At 66.2% G+C, this 18371-nt stretch carries 2 protein-coding genes; both read left to right on the top strand.

All coding sequences use genetic code 11. The features are described from left to right. Positions 1-6 precede the first annotated feature (6 nt). Positions 7-6480 (top strand): non-ribosomal peptide synthetase, encoded by a 6474-nt coding sequence (locus IF103_RS15955; RefSeq protein WP_202675469.1) that lies wholly within the window; start codon positions 7-9, stop codon positions 6478-6480. Continuing rightward, entirely contained in the window at positions 6480-18317 is an 11838-nt protein-coding gene (locus IF103_RS15950; RefSeq protein WP_202676174.1) for a non-ribosomal peptide synthetase, read from the top strand. The genes IF103_RS15955 and IF103_RS15950 overlap by 1 nt, the downstream gene beginning before the upstream one ends. Positions 18318-18371 lie beyond the last annotated feature (54 nt).

Here is an 18371-nt window from a genome sequence, read left to right as displayed (position 1 = left end):
TTGCGCGTGCAAAAGTTGATCGAGTCGGTGGAAGGGCTGTCCTTGACCGAGAGGAAAGCCCTCGCCGTGATGCTTGGGAAGAAAGGGATCAATCTGTTCGGCATAGCGCCGATCTTCAAGCGTGATGCCTCCCAGCCACTGCTTTTGTCCTATGCGCAGGAACGTCTGTGGTTTCTCTGGCAGTTGGACCCGCAGGGCAGCGCCTACACCATGTCGTCGGTGCTGCGTCTGCAAGGTGCGCTGGATGGTGATGCCTTGCAGGCTGCCTTCGACGAACTGGTCGCTCGTCACGAATCGCTGCGCACCCGGTTCACCGAGGTCGACGGGCAGGCCGTGCAGTTGGTCGATGCCCACGCCCGCATCCTGGTCGAGCAGCAGACGGTGGTTGACCCGGCAGGTGTGGCCGAACTGGTCGAGGCTCACGGCCAGCAGCCCTTCGACCTGCGCCAGGGGCCACTGCTGCGGGTGAAATTGCTGCGCGTGGATGACCAGCAGCATGTGTTGTCGCTGGTCCAACACCATATCGTTTCCGATGGCTGGTCGATGCGTATCATGATCGACGAGCTGATCACGCTGTACCGCGCCCGGGTGACGGGTACTCCGGCGGTACTAGCGCCTCTGCCGGTGCAGTACGCCGACTACGCCCTGTGGCAGCGTAGCTGGATGGATGCCGGCGAACGCGACCGCCAGCAGGCCTATTGGCAGCGACAACTCGGCGGTCAGCAGCCGGTGCTGGAGCTGCCCACCGACTTCCCACGGCCCCAGGCCCTAAGCTATCGCGGCGACCGCGTGGATTTCCGGCTGTCCATGGCGCTGACCCAGGGCCTCAAGGCGCTGGCCCGGCGCGAAGGCGTCACCCTTTATACTTTGCTGCTGGCTGCCTTCCAGGCCCTGCTGTACCGCTATAGTGGCCAGCAGGACGTGCGGGTCGGGGTGCCGGTGGCCGGGCGCAACCGGCCCGAGGTCGAGCGCCTGATCGGCTTTTTCGTCAATACCCAGGTGCTGCGTGCGCAGGTCGATGGCAGCCGGCCGTTCACCGAGCTGCTGGCCCAGGTGCGCCAAGCGACCCAGCAGGCCCAGCAATACCAGGACCTGCCGTTCGAACAACTGGTCGAACTGCTGCAGCCGCAACGCAGCATGAGCCACAGCCCGCTGTTCCAGGTCATGCACAACCACCGCGGCGAGGACGTCGACCCGGCATCGGTCACCCGCTTGCCTGGCCTTGAGGTGAGCAACTTCGAGGCCCGCCAGCAGACCGCCCAGTTCGACCTGACCCTGGAAACCGTCGAAACGCCTGAGGGCCTAGGTGCCTCGCTGGTGTTTGCCAGCGACCTGTTCACCCGCACCACGGTAGAGCGCCTGGGCCGCCATTGGCAGAACCTGCTGCACGGACTGCTGGCCGACGCCTCGGCGCGGGTCGATGCCTTGCCGCTGTTCGATGCCCACGACCTGCAACGGTTGATCGATGGCAACAACGCTACCGCCCTGGCCGTGCCGCCACTGACGGTACACCAACTGTTCGCGGCGCAGGCGGTGCGTACCCCGGATGCACCGGCGCTGGCGTTCGACGATAACCTGCTGAGCTATGCAGCACTCAACCGGCGCGCCAACCAGTTGGCCCACCGCCTGATCGCGCTGGGTGTGGGGCCCGAGGTGAGGGTAGGCCTGTCGGTTGAGCGCGGTTTGGACCTGGTGGTGGGCCTGCTGGCGATTCTCAAGGCAGGGGGGGCTTACATTCCACTGGACCCGACCTACCCGCAGGCGCGCCTGGACTACATGATCGACGCCAGCGGCATGGGCCTATTACTGACCCACCAGGCCCTGGCCCCCCGCTTCGAGGGCCGTGGCCCGCAGTTGCTGTGCCTGGACCGACTGCCCGAGGCAACGCTGGCACAGGATGACCCGCCACTGCTCCCGCCTGCCGAATCGGCGGCCTACGTGATCTATACCTCCGGCTCTACCGGCAACCCCAAGGGCGTGGTGGTCAGTCACCAGGCCTTGGCCAACTTCGTCGCCAGCATGGCGCAGCAACCTGGCCTGGAGGCGGGTGACCGGATGCTGTCACTGACGACCTTCTCGTTCGATATCTTTGGCCTGGAGCTGTACCTGCCGTTGACCCGTGGCGCCCAGGTGGTGCTGGCCGGCCAGGACATCGCCCAAGACCCGGCCGCTGCATTGGCGCTTGCCCGGCGCTGGTCGGTGACGGCCCTGCAGGCCACGCCCTCGACCTGGCGCATGTTGCTCGACCATGGCGACACTCAGGCGCTTCAGGGCTGCAAGTGCCTGTGTGGGGGGGAAGCCCTGTCGCCAGCGTTGGCTGCGCGCATGCTCGAAGCCATCGGCCCGGTATGGAACCTCTATGGACCGACCGAGACCACCATCTGGTCGGCCCGCTACCGGCTGGACGCCGAGCACCCACGGCCGCTGCTCGGTCAGCCGATCGGTAACACCCAGCTGTACGTGGTCGGTGCCGACTTCAGCCCGGTACCCGCGGGTGTGGCGGGTGAGTTGATGATCGGTGGCCAGGGCCTGGCCCGTGGTTATCTGTATCGCGCCTCGCTCACGGCCGAGCGCTTCCTGCCCAACCCGTTCTCCAACCAGGGCGAGCGGTTGTACCGTACTGGGGACGTGGCGCGGGTGAGTGCTGCCGGTGAGTACGAGTACATCGGTCGTGCCGACCACCAAGTGAAAATTCGCGGTTTTCGCATCGAACTGGGCGAGATCGAATCGGCCTTGCTGGCCTGCGAGGCGGTGCGCGAGGCAGCGGTGCTCGCCCAGCCTGGTATCGGCGGCGATCAGTTGGTGGGTTATGTCGTGGTGCACGATACCGCATTGGTCGACGCCGACAGCATCACCCAAAACACCGTTCGCGAGCAGCTCAAAGGCCAGCTCAAGGCGCAGTTGCCGGCGTACATGGTGCCGGCGCAAGTGATGTTCGTGGCGGCCATGCCGCTGACCCCAAACGGTAAACTGGACCGCAAGGCGCTGCCTGAACCGGACGCCAGCCAATCGCAACAGGACTATGTGGCGCCGCGTACCGCGCTGGAGCAGCAGTTGGCTGTGATCTGGCAAACCTTGCTCAAGCTCGAGCGGGTCGGCCTGCACGACAACTTTTTCGATCTTGGCGGGCACTCGCTGCTGGTCACGCAGCTGGTGTCGCGCATCCGTGACGAACTGGGCCGCGAGGCAAGCCTGCGCCAGGTCTTCGAAACCAGCACCTTGCAAGCCCAGGCCGCCATGCTCGACGCCTTGCAGACCAGGGGCGGCCCCGCAATCACCCGTGCACCGCGCGAAGGCGCGTTGCCGTTGTCGTATGCCCAGGAGCGTCTGTGGTTCCTCTGGCAGATGCAGCCTTACAGTGCCGCCTACCACTTACCGCGTGCCCTGCGTCTGCGCGGTACATTGAACATCCCGGCCTTGCGTGCCAGTTTCGACACGCTGGTCGCCCGCCACGAGCCGCTGCGGACCACCTTCGCCCATGACGCCGACGGCGTGCATCAGGTGGTGCATGCCACGCTGCCCGTGCAGCTTCAGGTCCATGCCCGCGCCCAGGTCGATGATAGTGTGCAAATCAGCCGCTTCATCGACGAGCAGGTGCGCCAGCCGTTCGACCTGGTCAGTGGGCCGTTGCTGCGCGTGGCGCTGTTGCCGCTGGGCGCGCAGGACCACCTGCTGGTGCTGACCCAGCACCACATCGTGTCCGATGGCTGGTCGATGCAGGTGATGGTCGATGAATTGGTGCGCAGCTACGCCGCCGAGGTCCAAGGCCGTGATCCAGGCTTTGCCGCCTTGCCGATCCAGTACGTCGACTACGCCCTATGGCAGCGCCACCGCATGGAGGGTGGCGAGCGCGAGCGGCAGTTGCAGTACTGGCGTTCACAACTGGGTGAGCGCCAACCCGTGCTGCAACTGCCGGGCGACCGTGCTCGCCCGGCGCAGCCGAGCCTGCGTGGCGGCCAGCGTGAACTGCGACTGGAGGCACCGTTGTGCGAAGGCCTGCGCCAGCTTGCCCAGCGCCATCAGGCGACGGTGTTCATGGTCTTGCTCGCCGGGTTCCAGGCGCTGCTGCACCGCTACAGCGGCCAGGACGATATCCGCGTCGGTGTGCCGGTGGCCAACCGTAACCGCCAGGAAACCGAAGGCCTGCTCGGCGTGTTCATCAACACCTTGGTCATGCGTGCCCATGTCGAAGGCCGCCTGCCTCTCGGGCAACTGATCGAGCAGGTACGCCAGACCACCTTGCAGGCCCAGGAACACCAGGACCTGCCGTTCGAGCAACTGGTCGAAGCCCTGCAGCCTGAGCGCAGCCTGAGCCATACCCCGTTGTTCCAGGTGCTGTTCAACCATCGCGCCCAGGCCACCCAGGCGCAGGTCCCGGTGGTCGATGGCTTGAACATCGAACCCTTGGCCGCCGACGTTCAGGAGGCCAAGTTCGACCTCAACCTTGAAACTGTCGAAACCCCTGAAGGCGTGATCGCCACCCTGGTATATGCTGCCGACCAGTTCGACAGTGACACCGCCGAGCGCCTGTTGGACGATTGGCACCGCCTGTTGCAGGCGATGGTGGCCGACGCTGCCCAGCCGGTCGGCGCGGTGCAGCTGGGCAGCGAGGCGTCGCGTCGCTCGCTGGCCACCCTGTGCCAGGGCGAGGTGCGCGCAGACAGCCAGGCGCTTCAGGTCGTGCAGCGGTTCGAAGCGCAGGCACGGGCCAATCCGTCCAGGGTCGCGCTGGTGTGGGGCGCGCAGCGCCTGAGCTACGGCGAACTCGACCAGCGCGCCGGCGACCTGGCCGTGTACCTGCAAGCCAACGGTGTCGGCCCGGAAACCGTGGTGGCGATTGCCGCCGAGCGCTCGGCGCACTTCGTGGTCGGCCTGCTGGCGGCATTCAAGGCCGGTGCCGCATTCCTGCCGCTGGACATGCGGGCACAACCTGCGCGTACCGGGCAAATGCTTGAGGACAGCCAGGGGTGTCTGTTGCTGGGCCCTGCCGCATGGTTGGCTGAACACGCCACCTTGCCCGCCCTGCGCAGCCTTGCCTTCGAACAGATAGCCCAGTTGCCCCAAGGCAGTTCACCGAGAGCCGTGCCGCGTGATGCCGACATGGCTGCCTACGTGATCTTCACTTCAGGCTCCACCGGTCGCCCCAAAGGTGTGCTGGTCAGTCAGGGGGCGCTGGCCGACTACCTGGTTTCGGCGCTGGCGGTGCTGCCACTGGAAGAGGTGGAGCACATGGCGCTGGCCTCCACCCTGGCCGCCGACCTGGGCTACACCACCTTGTTCGCGGCCCTGTGCAGCGGCCGCAGCCTGCACCTGCTCGACGAGCAACTGGCCATGGACCCGCAGGGCATGGCGCACTACATGAGTCGCGAAGCGATCGACTTGATCAAGCTGGTGCCTTCGCACCTGCAATCGTTGCTCAAGGTGGCAGAGCCGGGCACGGTGCTGCCGCGTCGCTGCCTGGTGCTGGGAGGCGAAGCCAGCAGTGTCGAGTTGATTGCCCAGGTTCGGCAACTGGCGCCAGCGTGCCGGGTGGTCAACCACTACGGCCCTAGCGAAACCACCATCGGTGTGCTTGCCATGGAACTGCCGGCCGCTGCGCACCAGCAGCCCGTGCCGTTGGGGCGCCCGCTGTTCAACGTGCGCCTGCAACTGCTGGATGCTGAGCTCAATGCAGTGGCCGAAGGGGTGCATGGCGAGTTGTACGTAGGCGGGCCAAGCCTGGCCCGCGGTTACCTGGGGCGGCCTGGGCTGACCGCCGAACGCTTCGTCCCCGACCCGCAGGCTCGCCAGGGCGAGCGGCTTTACCGCACCGGCGACCGAGTGCGTGTCCACCACGGCGCTATCCATACCCTTGGCCGTACCGACGATCAGCTGAAGATCCGCGGTTACCGGGTCGAACCCGCTGAAGTCGCCGCCTGCCTGCGCGGGATGGCGCAGTTGCTCGATGCCGCCGTGGTCGCCCGCGACACCCAGCAGGGCCAGCAACTGGTGGCCTACGTGGTGGCGTCGGCAGAGGCCGGCGGGCTGCGCGAGCACGTGCAGGCTTACCTGCGTCGGTACCTGCCCGAACACATGATCCCGGCCCATGTGGTCAACCTTGCGGCCTTGCCGCTGACCGCCAACGGCAAGCTCGACCGCCAGGCCCTGCCAGCCCCGGATCTGGACGCCGCCCACGTGGCGTACCTGGCGCCACAGACCCCGCTGCAGGAACAGGTCGCGCAGATCTGGCAAGACGTGCTCAAGGTCGAGCGGGTAGGGCTGGGCGACAACTTCTTCGAACTGGGCGGCCATTCGCTTTTGGTCATGGGCGTGCTGTCGCGCCTGCAACTGGAGCTGGGCATCAGCGCCGCACCGCAGTTGATGTTCCAGTTCCCGGTACTCAATGAATTCGTCGATCACCTGGAGCCGCCCGCTGGCGTACTGGATGCGGACCGTTTGAATCGACTGGAAAGTTTGCTGGATGAGGTGGATGAAGCATGATGGACAATAACGCAGCTGCACTGAAGATCGCCGAGCGCTTCATCCTGCTACCGCTGGAAAAACGCCGGATCTACTTGCAGAAAATGGCTCAGGAGGGCATTTCCCCGGCCAACCTGCCCATCCCCCGCACCCGTGGCCACTTCGAGCATGTACCGCTGTCGTTCGCCCAGCAGCGCCAGTGGTTCATCTGGCAGCTGGAACCGCACAGCAGCGCCTACGCCATTGCGCGCGCGCTACGCCTGCATGGCACCCTGGACCTTGCAGCGCTCGAAGGTGCCTTCGCCCACCTGATCGCCCGTCACGAGCCGCTGCGCAGCACGTTCCACGAACACGATGGCCAGGCGATACAGGTGATCGCCGAGCCGAGCGCGCCGAACATCGTCGCCGAGCCGCTGGCGTGCTCGGCCGACCCCGCGCAGCGCGACCAACAGATTCGCGCCGCGGTGCAAGCGGAAACCCTGCGGCCGTTCGACCTCGGCACCGGCCCCTTGCTGCGAGTCAAGCTGCTGCGCCTGGCCGCTGACGATCATGTGCTGGTACTGACCCAGCACCACATCGTCTCCGATGGTTGGTCGATGCAGATCATGGTAGACGAGCTGGTCCGGGTGTACGCCGCGCTCAGCAGTGGTGGCAGCATCGACTTGCCGGCGCTGCCGATCCAGTATGCCGACTACGCCATCTGGCAGCGTCACTGGATGGAAGCCGGTGAGCAGGAGCGCCAGTTGAGCTACTGGCGCGACCAGCTTGGTACGACCCAACCGGTGTTGGAGCTGCCGACCGACTACCCGCGCCCGGCAGTGCAGAGCCTGCAGGGCGCACGCTTGCAGGTACCCTTCAGCCGTGTACTCAGCGACCAGCTCAAGGCCCTGGCGCAGGCGCAGGGCGCCAGCCTGTTCATGGTGCTGCTGGCTTCGTTCCATACCCTGTTGTACCGCTACAGCGGCCAGCAGGACATCCGTATCGGCGTGCCGTTGGCCAACCGTAACCGGGTGGAAACCGAGCACCTGATCGGCTTTTTCGTCAACACCCAGGTCATCAAGGCCGAACTGCAGGGCGAGATGAGCTTCCTCGACCTGCTCGCACAGGTACGCGCCACCACCCTGCAGGCCCAGCAGCACCAGGAGTTGCCATTCGAGCAGTTGGTCGAAGCCCTGCAGCCTGAGCGCAGCCTCAGCTACAACCCGCTGTTCCAGGTGATGTACAACCACCAGAGCGCAGGCAACGGCGCCGGCCAGTCACTGGGCCGGCTACCGGGCCTGAGCGTGGAGGGCCTGGAGTGGGAGATTCGCAGTGCCCACCTGGACCTTACGCTGGACACCGTGGAAGGTCCCGAGGGGCTGTCGGCCAAGCTGATCTACGCCACCGACCTGTTCAGCCCGGCGACCGCCCAGCGCCTGGTGGATCATTGGCTCAACCTGCTGCATGGCATCGCTGCCAACCCTGGTCAAACCTTGGGAGCCTTGCCGCTGCTCAGCGACGACGAACAGCGCACCCTCCTGCTGGATGGCCAGCCACCCAGCGACGTCCAGGCGCCGCTGGTGCACCAGCGCATCGCCGAACACGCGCGGCTGAGCCCGGATGCGCCTGCCGTGGTGTTTGGCGGGCGGACCCTTTCGTTCGCCCAGCTCGATCAACAGGCCAACCGCCTGGCACATGCGCTGATCGCCCGGGGCGTCGGTCCTGAAACCCGGGTGGCGGTAGCCTTGCCGCGCAGTGAACAGATGATCGTGGCGCTGCTGGCGGTGTTCAAGGCCGGTGCCGCCTACGTGCCACTGGATACCCAGTACCCCCGCGAGCGCCTGGCCTATCTGATGGGCGACGCCGGCATTGGCCTGCTGCTCACCGATAGCCGCCTGCAAGCGCGACTGCCGGTGCCCGAGCAGGCCGCCGTGCTGCTGCTCGACTGCCTCGACCTGAGCGCCATGCCATCCCTGGCACCCGAGGTCGACGTCGACCCGCGCAACCTCGCCTATGTGATCTACACCTCCGGTTCCACCGGCCAGCCCAAAGGCGTGGCGGTCAGCCACGGCCCACTGGCCATGCACTGTCGCGCCATCGGTGAGCGCTACGAGATGGGTGCCGACGATTGCGAGCTGCTGTTCATGTCGTTCGCCTTCGACGGTGCCCAGGAGCGCTGGCTGACCGCCCTGACCCACGGCGCGCGCCTGCTGGTGCGTGACGACAGCCTGTGGACCCCTGAACAGACCTACCGGCAGATGCACCAACATGGCGTGACCGTGGCAGCGTTCCCTCCGGTGTACCTGCAGCAGTTGGCCGAACATGCCGAGCGCGAAGGCAACCCGCCGGCGGTGCGGGTCTACTGCTTTGGTGGCGATGCAGTACCGCAGGCGAGTTTCGAACTGGTCAAGCGGGTGCTGCGCCCGCGGTACATCATCAATGGTTACGGCCCCACCGAAACCGTGGTCACGCCGCTGATCTGGAAGGCTGCCGCCGACGATGTGTGTGCGGCGGCGTATGCGCCGATCGGTACGCGCATTGGCCACCGGCGCACCTGCATTCTCAACCTTGAACTGAACCTGCTGCCGCCCGGTGCCAAGGGCGAACTGTACCTGGGCGGGGAAGGGCTGGCCCGTGGTTACCTGGACCGGCCTTCGCTGACCGCCGAGCGCTTCGTACCCGACCCGTTCGATGGGCAGGGCGGGCGCCTGTATCGTACTGGCGACCTGGTCTGCCAGCGCCAGGATGGCGTGTTCGACTACCTCGGCCGGATCGACAACCAGGTCAAGATCCGTGGTTTCCGCATCGAGTTGGGTGAAGTCGAGGCGCGTCTGCAAGGCTTGGCCGAAGTTGCCGACGCCGTGGTCGCGGCCCAGGACGGCAATACCGGCAAGCAGTTGGTCGGCTATGCGATCGTCCAGCCTGGCACCGCTCGCGAAGGATTGGCCGAGCGCCTGCGCAGCCAGCTCAAGGCGTTGCTGCCCGACTACATGGTGCCGGCCCACATACTGTTCCTTGATCACTTCCCGGTCACGCCCAACGGCAAGCTCGACCGCAAGGCCTTGCCCAAGCCGGACGCCAGCATGTTGCAACACAGCTATGTGGCGCCGCGCTCCGAGCTTGAGCGGCGCATCGCCGAGATCTGGCAGTCGGTGCTCAAGCTTGAACGGGTCGGCTTGAGCGACAACTTCTTCGAGCTGGGCGGCGACTCGATCATCTCCATCCAGGTGGTGAGCCGGGCGCGGCAAATCGGCATTCGCTTCACGCCCAAGGACCTGTTCCTGCACCAGACCGTGGAAGGCCTGGCGACGGTGGCTCTGGTCGATGACGGCAGTGCCCGGGTCGACCAAGGGCCAGTGACCGGCCCGCTCACGCTACTGCCGGTACAGCAGGCGTTCTTCGCCGAGCCGATGGCCGAACGTCACCACTGGAACCAGGCCGTGCTGCTGCAACCTCGCCAGCCGCTTGACGCTGTAGCGTTGGGCCGGGCGTTGGACGCGCTGCTCGATCACCATGATGCCCTGCGCCTGCGTTTTGTCGAGCGGGACGGGGTGTGGAGTGCCAGCCATGGCGAGACGGGCCCGCGCCCGCAACTGCTGTGGCAGGTCAGCCCGGAGTCGCTGGAAGCGCTCGACGCCGTGGCCAACCAGGCCCAGGCCAGCCTCGACCTGGCCAGCAGCGAGCTGGTGCGAGCAGTACTGGCGACGTTGCCCGATGGCAGTCAGCGACTGCTGTTGGCCGTGCATCACCTGGTGGTCGATGGGGTGTCCTGGCGTATCCTGTTCGAGGATTTGCAAAGCGCCTATCAGCAGCTCGTCCAAGGCCAGGCGGTGCGCCTGCCGGCCAAGACCAGTGCATACCAGGCCTGGGCCGCCCAGCTTCAAGCGCATGCCCGCAGCCCACGGTTGCTGCAGGAGCTCGAAGGCTGGCAACAGCGCCTGCAGGGCGCCCCTGAAGGCCTGCCGTGCCGCAACCCGGCGGCCAGTCAGGAAAAACGCCACGCGGTGAGCGTGCATACCGTGCTCGACAAGCCGCTCACCCGCCAACTGCTGCAACGTGCCCCGGCGGCCTACCGGACCCAGGTCAACGACTTGCTGCTGACCGCCCTGGCTCAGGTGCTGTGCGACTGGAGCGGGGACGCCTCGGCGTTGATCCAGCTCGAGGGCCATGGTCGTGAGGGACTGGCCGACGATATCGACCTGACCCGCACCGTGGGCTGGTTCACCAGTGTGTTCCCGGTGCACTTGACCCCGGCCGCCGACATGGGCAGCTCGATCAAACGCATCAAGGAGCAACTGCGCGCCGCGCCCGACAAGGGGCTGGGCTTTGGCGTCCTGCGTTACCTTGCCGACGCTGAGGTGCGTCAGGCCATCGAGGCGCTGCCGGTGCCGCGGGTGACGTTCAACTACCTCGGCCAGTTCGACGGCAGTTTCGATGCCGAGCAGGGCGCACTGTTCACTCCAGCGCCCGAGTCGGCGGGCGAAGAGCAAAGTCCATCGGCGCCGCTGGGCAATTGGCTGACCGTCAATGGTCGTGTCTATGACGGTGAGTTGAGCCTTAACTGGTGTTTCAGCGGTGAGCGCTTCGAACGGCAGGACATGCAGGCGCTGGCCGATGCCTATGGCGCGGCCTTGCGGCGGGTGGTCGAGCACTGCTGCCAGGCCGGTAGCCAGGGCGTGACGCCATCGGACTTCCCGTTGGCCCGCCTGAGCCAGGCGCAGCTGGACAGCCTGGGCCTGGAGGCCGGGCAGATCGAGGACATCTACCCGCTGTCGCCGATGCAACAGGGCATGCTGTTCCACAGCCTTTATGAACAAGGCGACGGGCACTACATCAATCAACTGTGCCTGGAAGTGCGCGGGCTCGATCCGCAGCGTTTCGTCCAGGCCTGGCAGGCGATGCTCGATCGTCACGACATTCTGCGCACGGGCTTTGTCTGGGGTGGGCTGTTCGAGCAGCCGGTACAGGTGGTGCGCAAGCACCTGCAACTGCCATTCGCCGAGCACGACTGGCGCCAGGAGGCCGACCAGCCAGCGCGCCTGGCCGCATTGCTGGCCAGCGAGCGTGAACGCGGTTTTGACGTCGCCCAGGCACCTTTGCTGCGCCTGGTGCTGGTACGCACCGGCGAGGACAGCTACCAGGTGATCTACACCAACCACCACGTGCTGATGGACGGCTGGAGCAACTCGCAATTGCTGGGCGAGGTGCTGCAGGACTATTCCGGCCAGCCCGCGCAGCATCAGCCGGGGCGTTTCCGCGATTACATCGCCTGGCTGCAGCAGCGTGACGCGGAGCGTGGCAAGGCGTTCTGGGAGGGGCGACTGCGCCACCTAGGCGAGCCAACCCGGCTGGTGCCGGCCATGGCCGGGGGCAAGTTGCCTGGGCTGAGTGGCCAGGGTCACTGCGCCCGCCTGCTGGACTTGGCGAGCACCCAGCAACTGGCCGACTTTGCCCGCCAGCAGCGGGTGACCCTCAACACCCTGGTGCAAGCTGCCTGGTTGCTGCTGTTGCAGCGCTACACTGGCCTCGACACCGTGGTCTTCGGGGCCACCGTGGCGGGCCGCCCGGCAGAGCTCAAGGGCGTCGAACACCAGATCGGCCTGTTCATCAACACCCTGCCGGTGATTGCCCCGATTCGCCCGGACATGCCCCTGAGCGCCTGGCTGCAGGCGCTGCAGGACGACAACCTGGCCCTGCGTGAGCATGAGCACACCGCGCTGTTCGACGTGCAGCGCTGGGCCGGCCTGGAAGGACAGTCGCTGTTCGACAACCTGTTGGTGTTCGAGAACTACCCGGTGGCGCAAGCCTTGCAGGAAGGGGCGCCGCAAAGCCTGGTCTTCGGCGAGGTGGACGTTCATGAACAGACCAACTACCCACTGACCCTGGCAGTGAACCTGGGCCACACCCTGTCGCTCAACATCAACTACGACCGCGCCTGTGTCGGTGAAGCCAGCGTCGAGCGCTTGCTTGGTCAAATGGTGCGCCTGCTCTCGCAGATGACTGGCAACCCCGGGCGGGCCGTGGGCGAATTCCAGGTGCTGGACGCCGATGAGCACGAGTGTGTCATCCGTCAGTGGAACGCCACTGAGGTGCGTTACCCCGAGGAATTCGCCGTGCACCGGCTGTTCGAGCGTCAAGCCCAGGTGCAGCCCGAGGCGATCGCCGTGGTCAGTGGAGCGCACAGCCTGAGCTACCACGCACTCAACCAATGTGCCAACCGGCTGGCCTTGGACCTTACCGCCAGCGGCGTTGGCCCTGACGTGCTGGTCGGCGTGGCTGCCGAACGCAGCCTGGAAATGGTCATCGCCCTGCTGGCCATCCTCAAGGCCGGCGGCGCCTACGTGCCGCTCGACCCCGAGTACCCCCAGCACCGCCTGGCCTACATGATCGAGGACAGCGGCATCGAGCTGCTGCTGACCCAGGCTCATCTGCTCGCCACCCTGCCGGTTGGCGATGCGTTGCGCGTGCTGACGCTGGAAGGGTGTGCCGAGCTGCACGAAGGCGTCGAGCTCGGCGACCCCCAAGTCGTGCTAAGCCCTGAGAACCTTGCCTATGTGATCTACACCTCCGGCTCCACCGGCAAGCCAAAAGGCGCCGGTAACCCCCACCGTGGCCTGGGCAACCGGCTGTACTGGATGCAGCAAGCCTACCCACTGACGGCCCAGGACTGCGTGTTGCAAAAGACCCCGTTCAGCTTCGACGTGTCGGTGTGGGAATTCTTCTGGCCGCTGATGACCGGCGCGCGCCTGGTAATGGCGGCGCCTGGCGATCATCGTGATCCTGCGCGTCTGGTAGCACTGATCGAGGCGCAGCAGGTCACCACCTTGCACTTCGTCCCCTCCATGCTCCAGGCCTTCATGCAGCATCCTGAGTTGTCCGGCTGCGCCAGCCTGCGACAGATCATGTGCAGTGGCGAAGCGTTGCAGGTCGATGCCCAGCAGCGGGTATTCGAGCGCCTGCCTCAGGTGGGGTTGTACAACCTCTATGGTCCGACCGAGGCGGCCATCGACGTCACTCACTGGACCTGCCGCGACGAAGGTGCCGACACCGTGCCCATCGGCCAGCCCATCGCCAACCTGGCCACCTATGTGCTCGACGGTGAACTGGCACCGGTGCCGGTTGGTGTGACTGGCGAGCTGTACCTGGCCGGTACTGGGCTTGCCCGTGGCTACCACCGCCGCCCGTCCCTGACCGCCGAGCGTTTCGTGGCCAGCCCGTTCGTGTCCGGTGCACGCCTTTATCGCACGGGCGACCTGTGCCGTCAGCGCGCTGATGGGGTCATCGAGTATCTGGGCCGCAGCGATCACCAGGTGAAAATGCGCGGTTTGCGCATCGAACTGGGCGAGATCGAATCGCGACTGCTGGAGCAACCGCAGGTTCGCGAGGCCGTGGTACTCGCCGTCGACCTCAATGGCAGCAAGCGTCTGGTCACCTACCTGGTGCCCAGCGACGCCAACCTGCTGAACGATGTGCAGGCACAGCTGGAGTTGCACGAGACGCTTAGCCAGGCGTTGGCGCGTGACCTGCCGGACTACATGGTGCCGACCCAGACCTTGGTGCTGGCGCGCATGCCGCTCAGCCCCAATGGCAAGCTCGACCGCAAGGCTTTGCCGCGCCCGGATTCCAGCGCAGGCGCTGCTGCCCAGGTGGCGCCGCGCAACGCTCTGGAAGCCAGCCTGGTGCAGATCTGGCAGGACGTATTGGGGCTGGAGCACGTCGGTGTCACCGACAATTTCTTTGCCCTGGGCGGCGACTCGATCATCTCCATCCAGTTGGTCAGCCGCGCGCGTCAGGCGGGTCTTGCCTTCAGCGCCAAGGACCTGTTCCAGCAGCAGACCATCGAGAAACTGGCGCTGTGCTGCGACTGCCGTGACCCGCTGGCGGACACGCAAGCCCCGGCGTTGGTGCTGCATGACCTGAGCGAGGCGCAAGTGGCGGCGTTGCCGATCGAGCATGGGCGAGTCGAGGCACTCTACAGCCTGTCGCCGATGCAGAAGGGCATGCTGTTCCTAGGCCTGAACACCCCAGAAGCTGACCTGTACGTCAATCAATTGAGCATCCCTGTGCAGGGTCTGGATGCCGAGCGATTCGCCGCCGCCTGGGCCGCCGTCAGCCAGCGTCACGCGGTGCTGCGCACGGGCTTCCTGTGGCAGGACCTGGAAGCGCCGCTACAGTTCGTCATGGCCGAGCTGCCGGTACCGTTGACCCGCTACGACTGGCGCAGCGAATACGACATCGAGACGCGAGTCCAGGCGCTGGCCGAGGCCGAGCGCAAGCGTGGCTTCGCCCTCGAGTCACCGCCGTTGCAGCGCCTGGTACTGGTGCGCACTGGCGAGGACAGCCATCAGTTGATCTGGACCTATCACCACATCCTCATCGACGGCTGGAGCACTTCGCAGCTGATGGGCGAGGTGCTGGCCCACTACGCTGGGAAGTCGCTCGAGCCGGTGGTCGCCTATGGCAACTACATCGCCTGGCTGCGCGCCCAGGACGCCGACGCTGCCGAAGGCTTCTGGCGCCATCAGTTGGCGCGACTGGACGAGCCGACCTACCTGGTCAACGGCTTCCCGGTGCAACCAGCAGGGCAGGGCCATCATGCGCTGTACACCCGCCTGGATGCCCCCGCCACCGAGCGGCTCAAGGCGTTCGCCAAGGCCCAGCAGGTCACCCTCAACACCCTGGTGCAGGGCGCCTGGCTGTTGCTGCTCAGCCGCTACAGCGGGCAGCGCACCGTGGCCTTCGGTGCCACCATGGCCGGTCGTCCGGCGAGCCTGGCACACAGCGAGCGTATCCTTGGCCTGTTCATCAACACCTTGCCGGTGATCCAGGAAATTGCGCCAGGCCAGTCGGTCGGCCAGTGGCTGCGCGCGTTGCAGGACTACAACCTGGAGATGCGCGAGTTCGAATACACACCGCTGAGCGACATCCAGCGCTGGTCGGGCCGTGGGGGCCAGTCGTTGTTCGACAGCATCATCGTGTTCGAGAACCAGCCGGTGGATCGCACCCTGCGCGAAGGGAGCGGCGAATCGCTGCGTTTCGGCGACCTGCAAAGCGCGGGTGTCACCAACTTCCCGATGGACCTGATGGTCACCCTCGAAGAAGGCCTGGTGATCGAATACATGTACATGCGCGAGCACTTCAGCGAGGCGGCAGTGGCGTCGATCCGGGCCAACATGCAGGGCTTGCTGACACGGCTGGCCAGCGACGCCGATCGCTTGCTTGGCGAGATCGGCCTGCCCGAAGGCACGGACCAGCTCGCTGCGACCCGCATGCCAGCGCCGTCGGACGAGCCGGCCTTCGTGCCTGTGCACCAGCGTATCGCCCAGTTGGCCCTGAGCCAGGGACAGCAGCCGGCGTTGCGAGTTGGCGAGCAGGTACTGAACTTCACCGAGCTCGACCGCCGTGCCAATGCCCTGGCCCATGCGCTGATTGCCCGTGGCGTTGGCTCCGAGATCCGCGTAGGCGTGGCGATGCCGCGCAACGCCGGGCAGGTGATCGCCTTGCTGGCGGTGCTCAAGGCTGGCGCGGCGTATGTGCCGCTGGATGCCAGCTATCCGCGTGAGCGCCTGGAGTACCTGATCCACGACTCGGGCATCGCCTTGCTGCTGAGCGAGTCGTCTTTGCTGCCGCGTTTGCCGGTGCCCGCGACGCTGCAGGTGCTGAGCCTCGATACCCTGGCACTGGACGCACAGCCGCACACGGCGCCGCAGGTCGAACTGCACGCCCATAGCCTGGCCTATGTGATCTATACCTCCGGCTCTACCGGCAAGCCCAAAGGCGTGGCGGTCAGCCATGGCCCGCTGGCCATGCATTGCCGGGCCATCGGCGAGCTGTACGAGATGAGCCCGCAGGACTGCGAGCTGCACTTCATGTCGTTTGCCTTCGACGGTGCCCATGAGCGATGGCTGACTACCCTGACCCATGGCGGCAGCCTGTTGTTGCGCGACGACGCGCTGTGGACGCCGGAGCAGACCTACCAGGCGATGCAACGCCACGGGGTCACCGTGGCTGCGTTCCCACCGGCCTACCTGCAACAGCTGGCAGATCATGCTGAGCAGGCCGGTCACCCGCCGGCGGTGCGGGTCTACTGCTTCGGTGGCGACGCCGTGCCACAGTCCAGTTACGACCAGGCGCGCCGCGCTTTGCAGCCGCGCTACATCATCAACGGCTATGGCCCGACCGAAACGGTGGTGACGCCACTGCTGTGGAAGGCGGCCGAAGGCCAGGCGTGCGACGCGGCCTATGCGCCGATCGGGCGCTGCGTCGGGGCGCGGGTCGGGTATGTGCTCGACCAGGACCTTAACCCATTGCCGGTCGGCGCTGCCGGTGAACTTTACCTGGGCGGCGAGGGCCTGGCCCGTGGTTACCTGGACCGTGCCGGACAAAGCGCCGAGCGTTTCGTCGCCGACCCGTTCGGTGGCCCCGGCGACCGTCTGTATCGCACCGGCGACCTGGTGCGCCAGCGCGCCGACGGCGTCTACGACTACCTGGGCCGTATCGACAACCAGGTGAAGATTCGCGGTTTCCGCATCGAGCTGGGCGAGATCGAGGCGTGCCTGCGCCAGGTGCCGACCGTGGCCGATGCCGTGGTGGTGGCCCGCGAGGGGGGAAGCGGCAAGCAACTGGTCGCCTACGTGGTGGCGGGCAGCGGTCAGGCAACGGGCCTGGGCGAGACACTGCGGGCGCAACTGCAGCGCAGCCTGCCGGACTACATGGTGCCTGCCCAATGGGTGGTGCTTGAGCGCTTGCCACTGACCCCCAACGGCAAGGTCGACCGCAAGGCGCTGCCAGCACCTGAATCCGTGCGCCAGGGTGATGACTTCGTCGCGCCACGGACTGAACTGCAAACGGCCCTGGCCGAGATCTGGCAAGCCGTGCTGAAAGTCGAGCGAGTCGGCCTGACGGACAACTTCTATGACCTGGGCGGTGATTCGATCCTGAGTTTGCAGGTGATCGCCAAGGCGCGGCGCCTGAAAGCGCTGGGGTTGAACCTGAAGCTGCGCGACCTGGTGCAGAAGCCGACCATCGGCCAGCTGACGGGGGCAGGCGACAGTGCCTCGGCGTCGCCGCTGCTGACCCTCAACAGTGCTGTCGAGCAGGTGCCGCCGTTGTTCTGCGTGCACGCAGGATTCGGCACTGTGTTCGACTACGAGCCGCTGGCCCGGCGCCTGAATGGCAAACGCACGCTGGTCGCCATCAGCAACCGCATGCTGCTCGATGCGCAGTGGCAGGACGACTCGCTGGAGAGCATGGCGCGGGACTACGTCACTTACCTGCGTCAGGCCCAGCCCCAGGGACCTTATCACTTGGCCGGTTGGTCGCTGGGTGGGACCCTGGCGTTGTTGATGGCGGCCGAGCTTCAAGCGCAGGGCCAGCAGGTGGCCTTCGTCGGTTTGCTCGACAGCTTCGTGCCGTCTGCCCGCCACGGCGAGCACGACGACTGGCTGGAGGACTTGCAGTCCTTCGCCGGGGTGATGCTGCCAGGTGTCACGGTACCGGCCACGGACGGGCCAGAAAGCCCGGAGACCATTCGCCGGCTGATGGCGCAGATGGTCGTCCAGCGCGACGGCAGTGAGGCGGCCCGGTCGGCCTATGCGGCGTTGGGCAGTGACGAGCTGGCCAATGTGTTCGTGGTGGCCCGCAAGCTCAAGCAGTTGTCGGTGCAGTTGCCGCGCTGCCGCGAAGTGGGGGTAGAACCCGTCAGCTGGTGGGTGCCGGGTCGCGATGCCGAGCGTCAGGCCCTGGCGCAGCAGATCGGTCAGCCGTTGGCCGGTGACGTGCTGCCGTGCGGGCATTTCGAGATCCCCCGTGAGGCAGCCTTGCTCACGGCGCTCGAAGATGCCCTGGATACCCTGACCTTGCCCGTTACGCTCTGCTGACCCTTTCCTTTTTCCTCTCAACCGCCGGTCGTGCCTTGCGCCGACCGGCCTGGA

The sequence above is a fragment of the Pseudomonas sp. SK2 genome (genome assembly GCF_016772395.1).
Taxonomy (GTDB): domain Bacteria; phylum Pseudomonadota; class Gammaproteobacteria; order Pseudomonadales; family Pseudomonadaceae; genus Aquipseudomonas; species Aquipseudomonas taiwanensis.
Note: the sequence above shows the minus strand (reverse complement) of the source record. Positions and strands in the feature narration are given on the sequence as shown.

Coding starts and splice junctions, on each gene's coding strand:
- IF103_RS15950 (WP_202676174.1), top strand. CDS start 6,480: ATGGACAATAACGCAGCTGCACTGAAGATCGCCGAGCGCTTCATCCTG.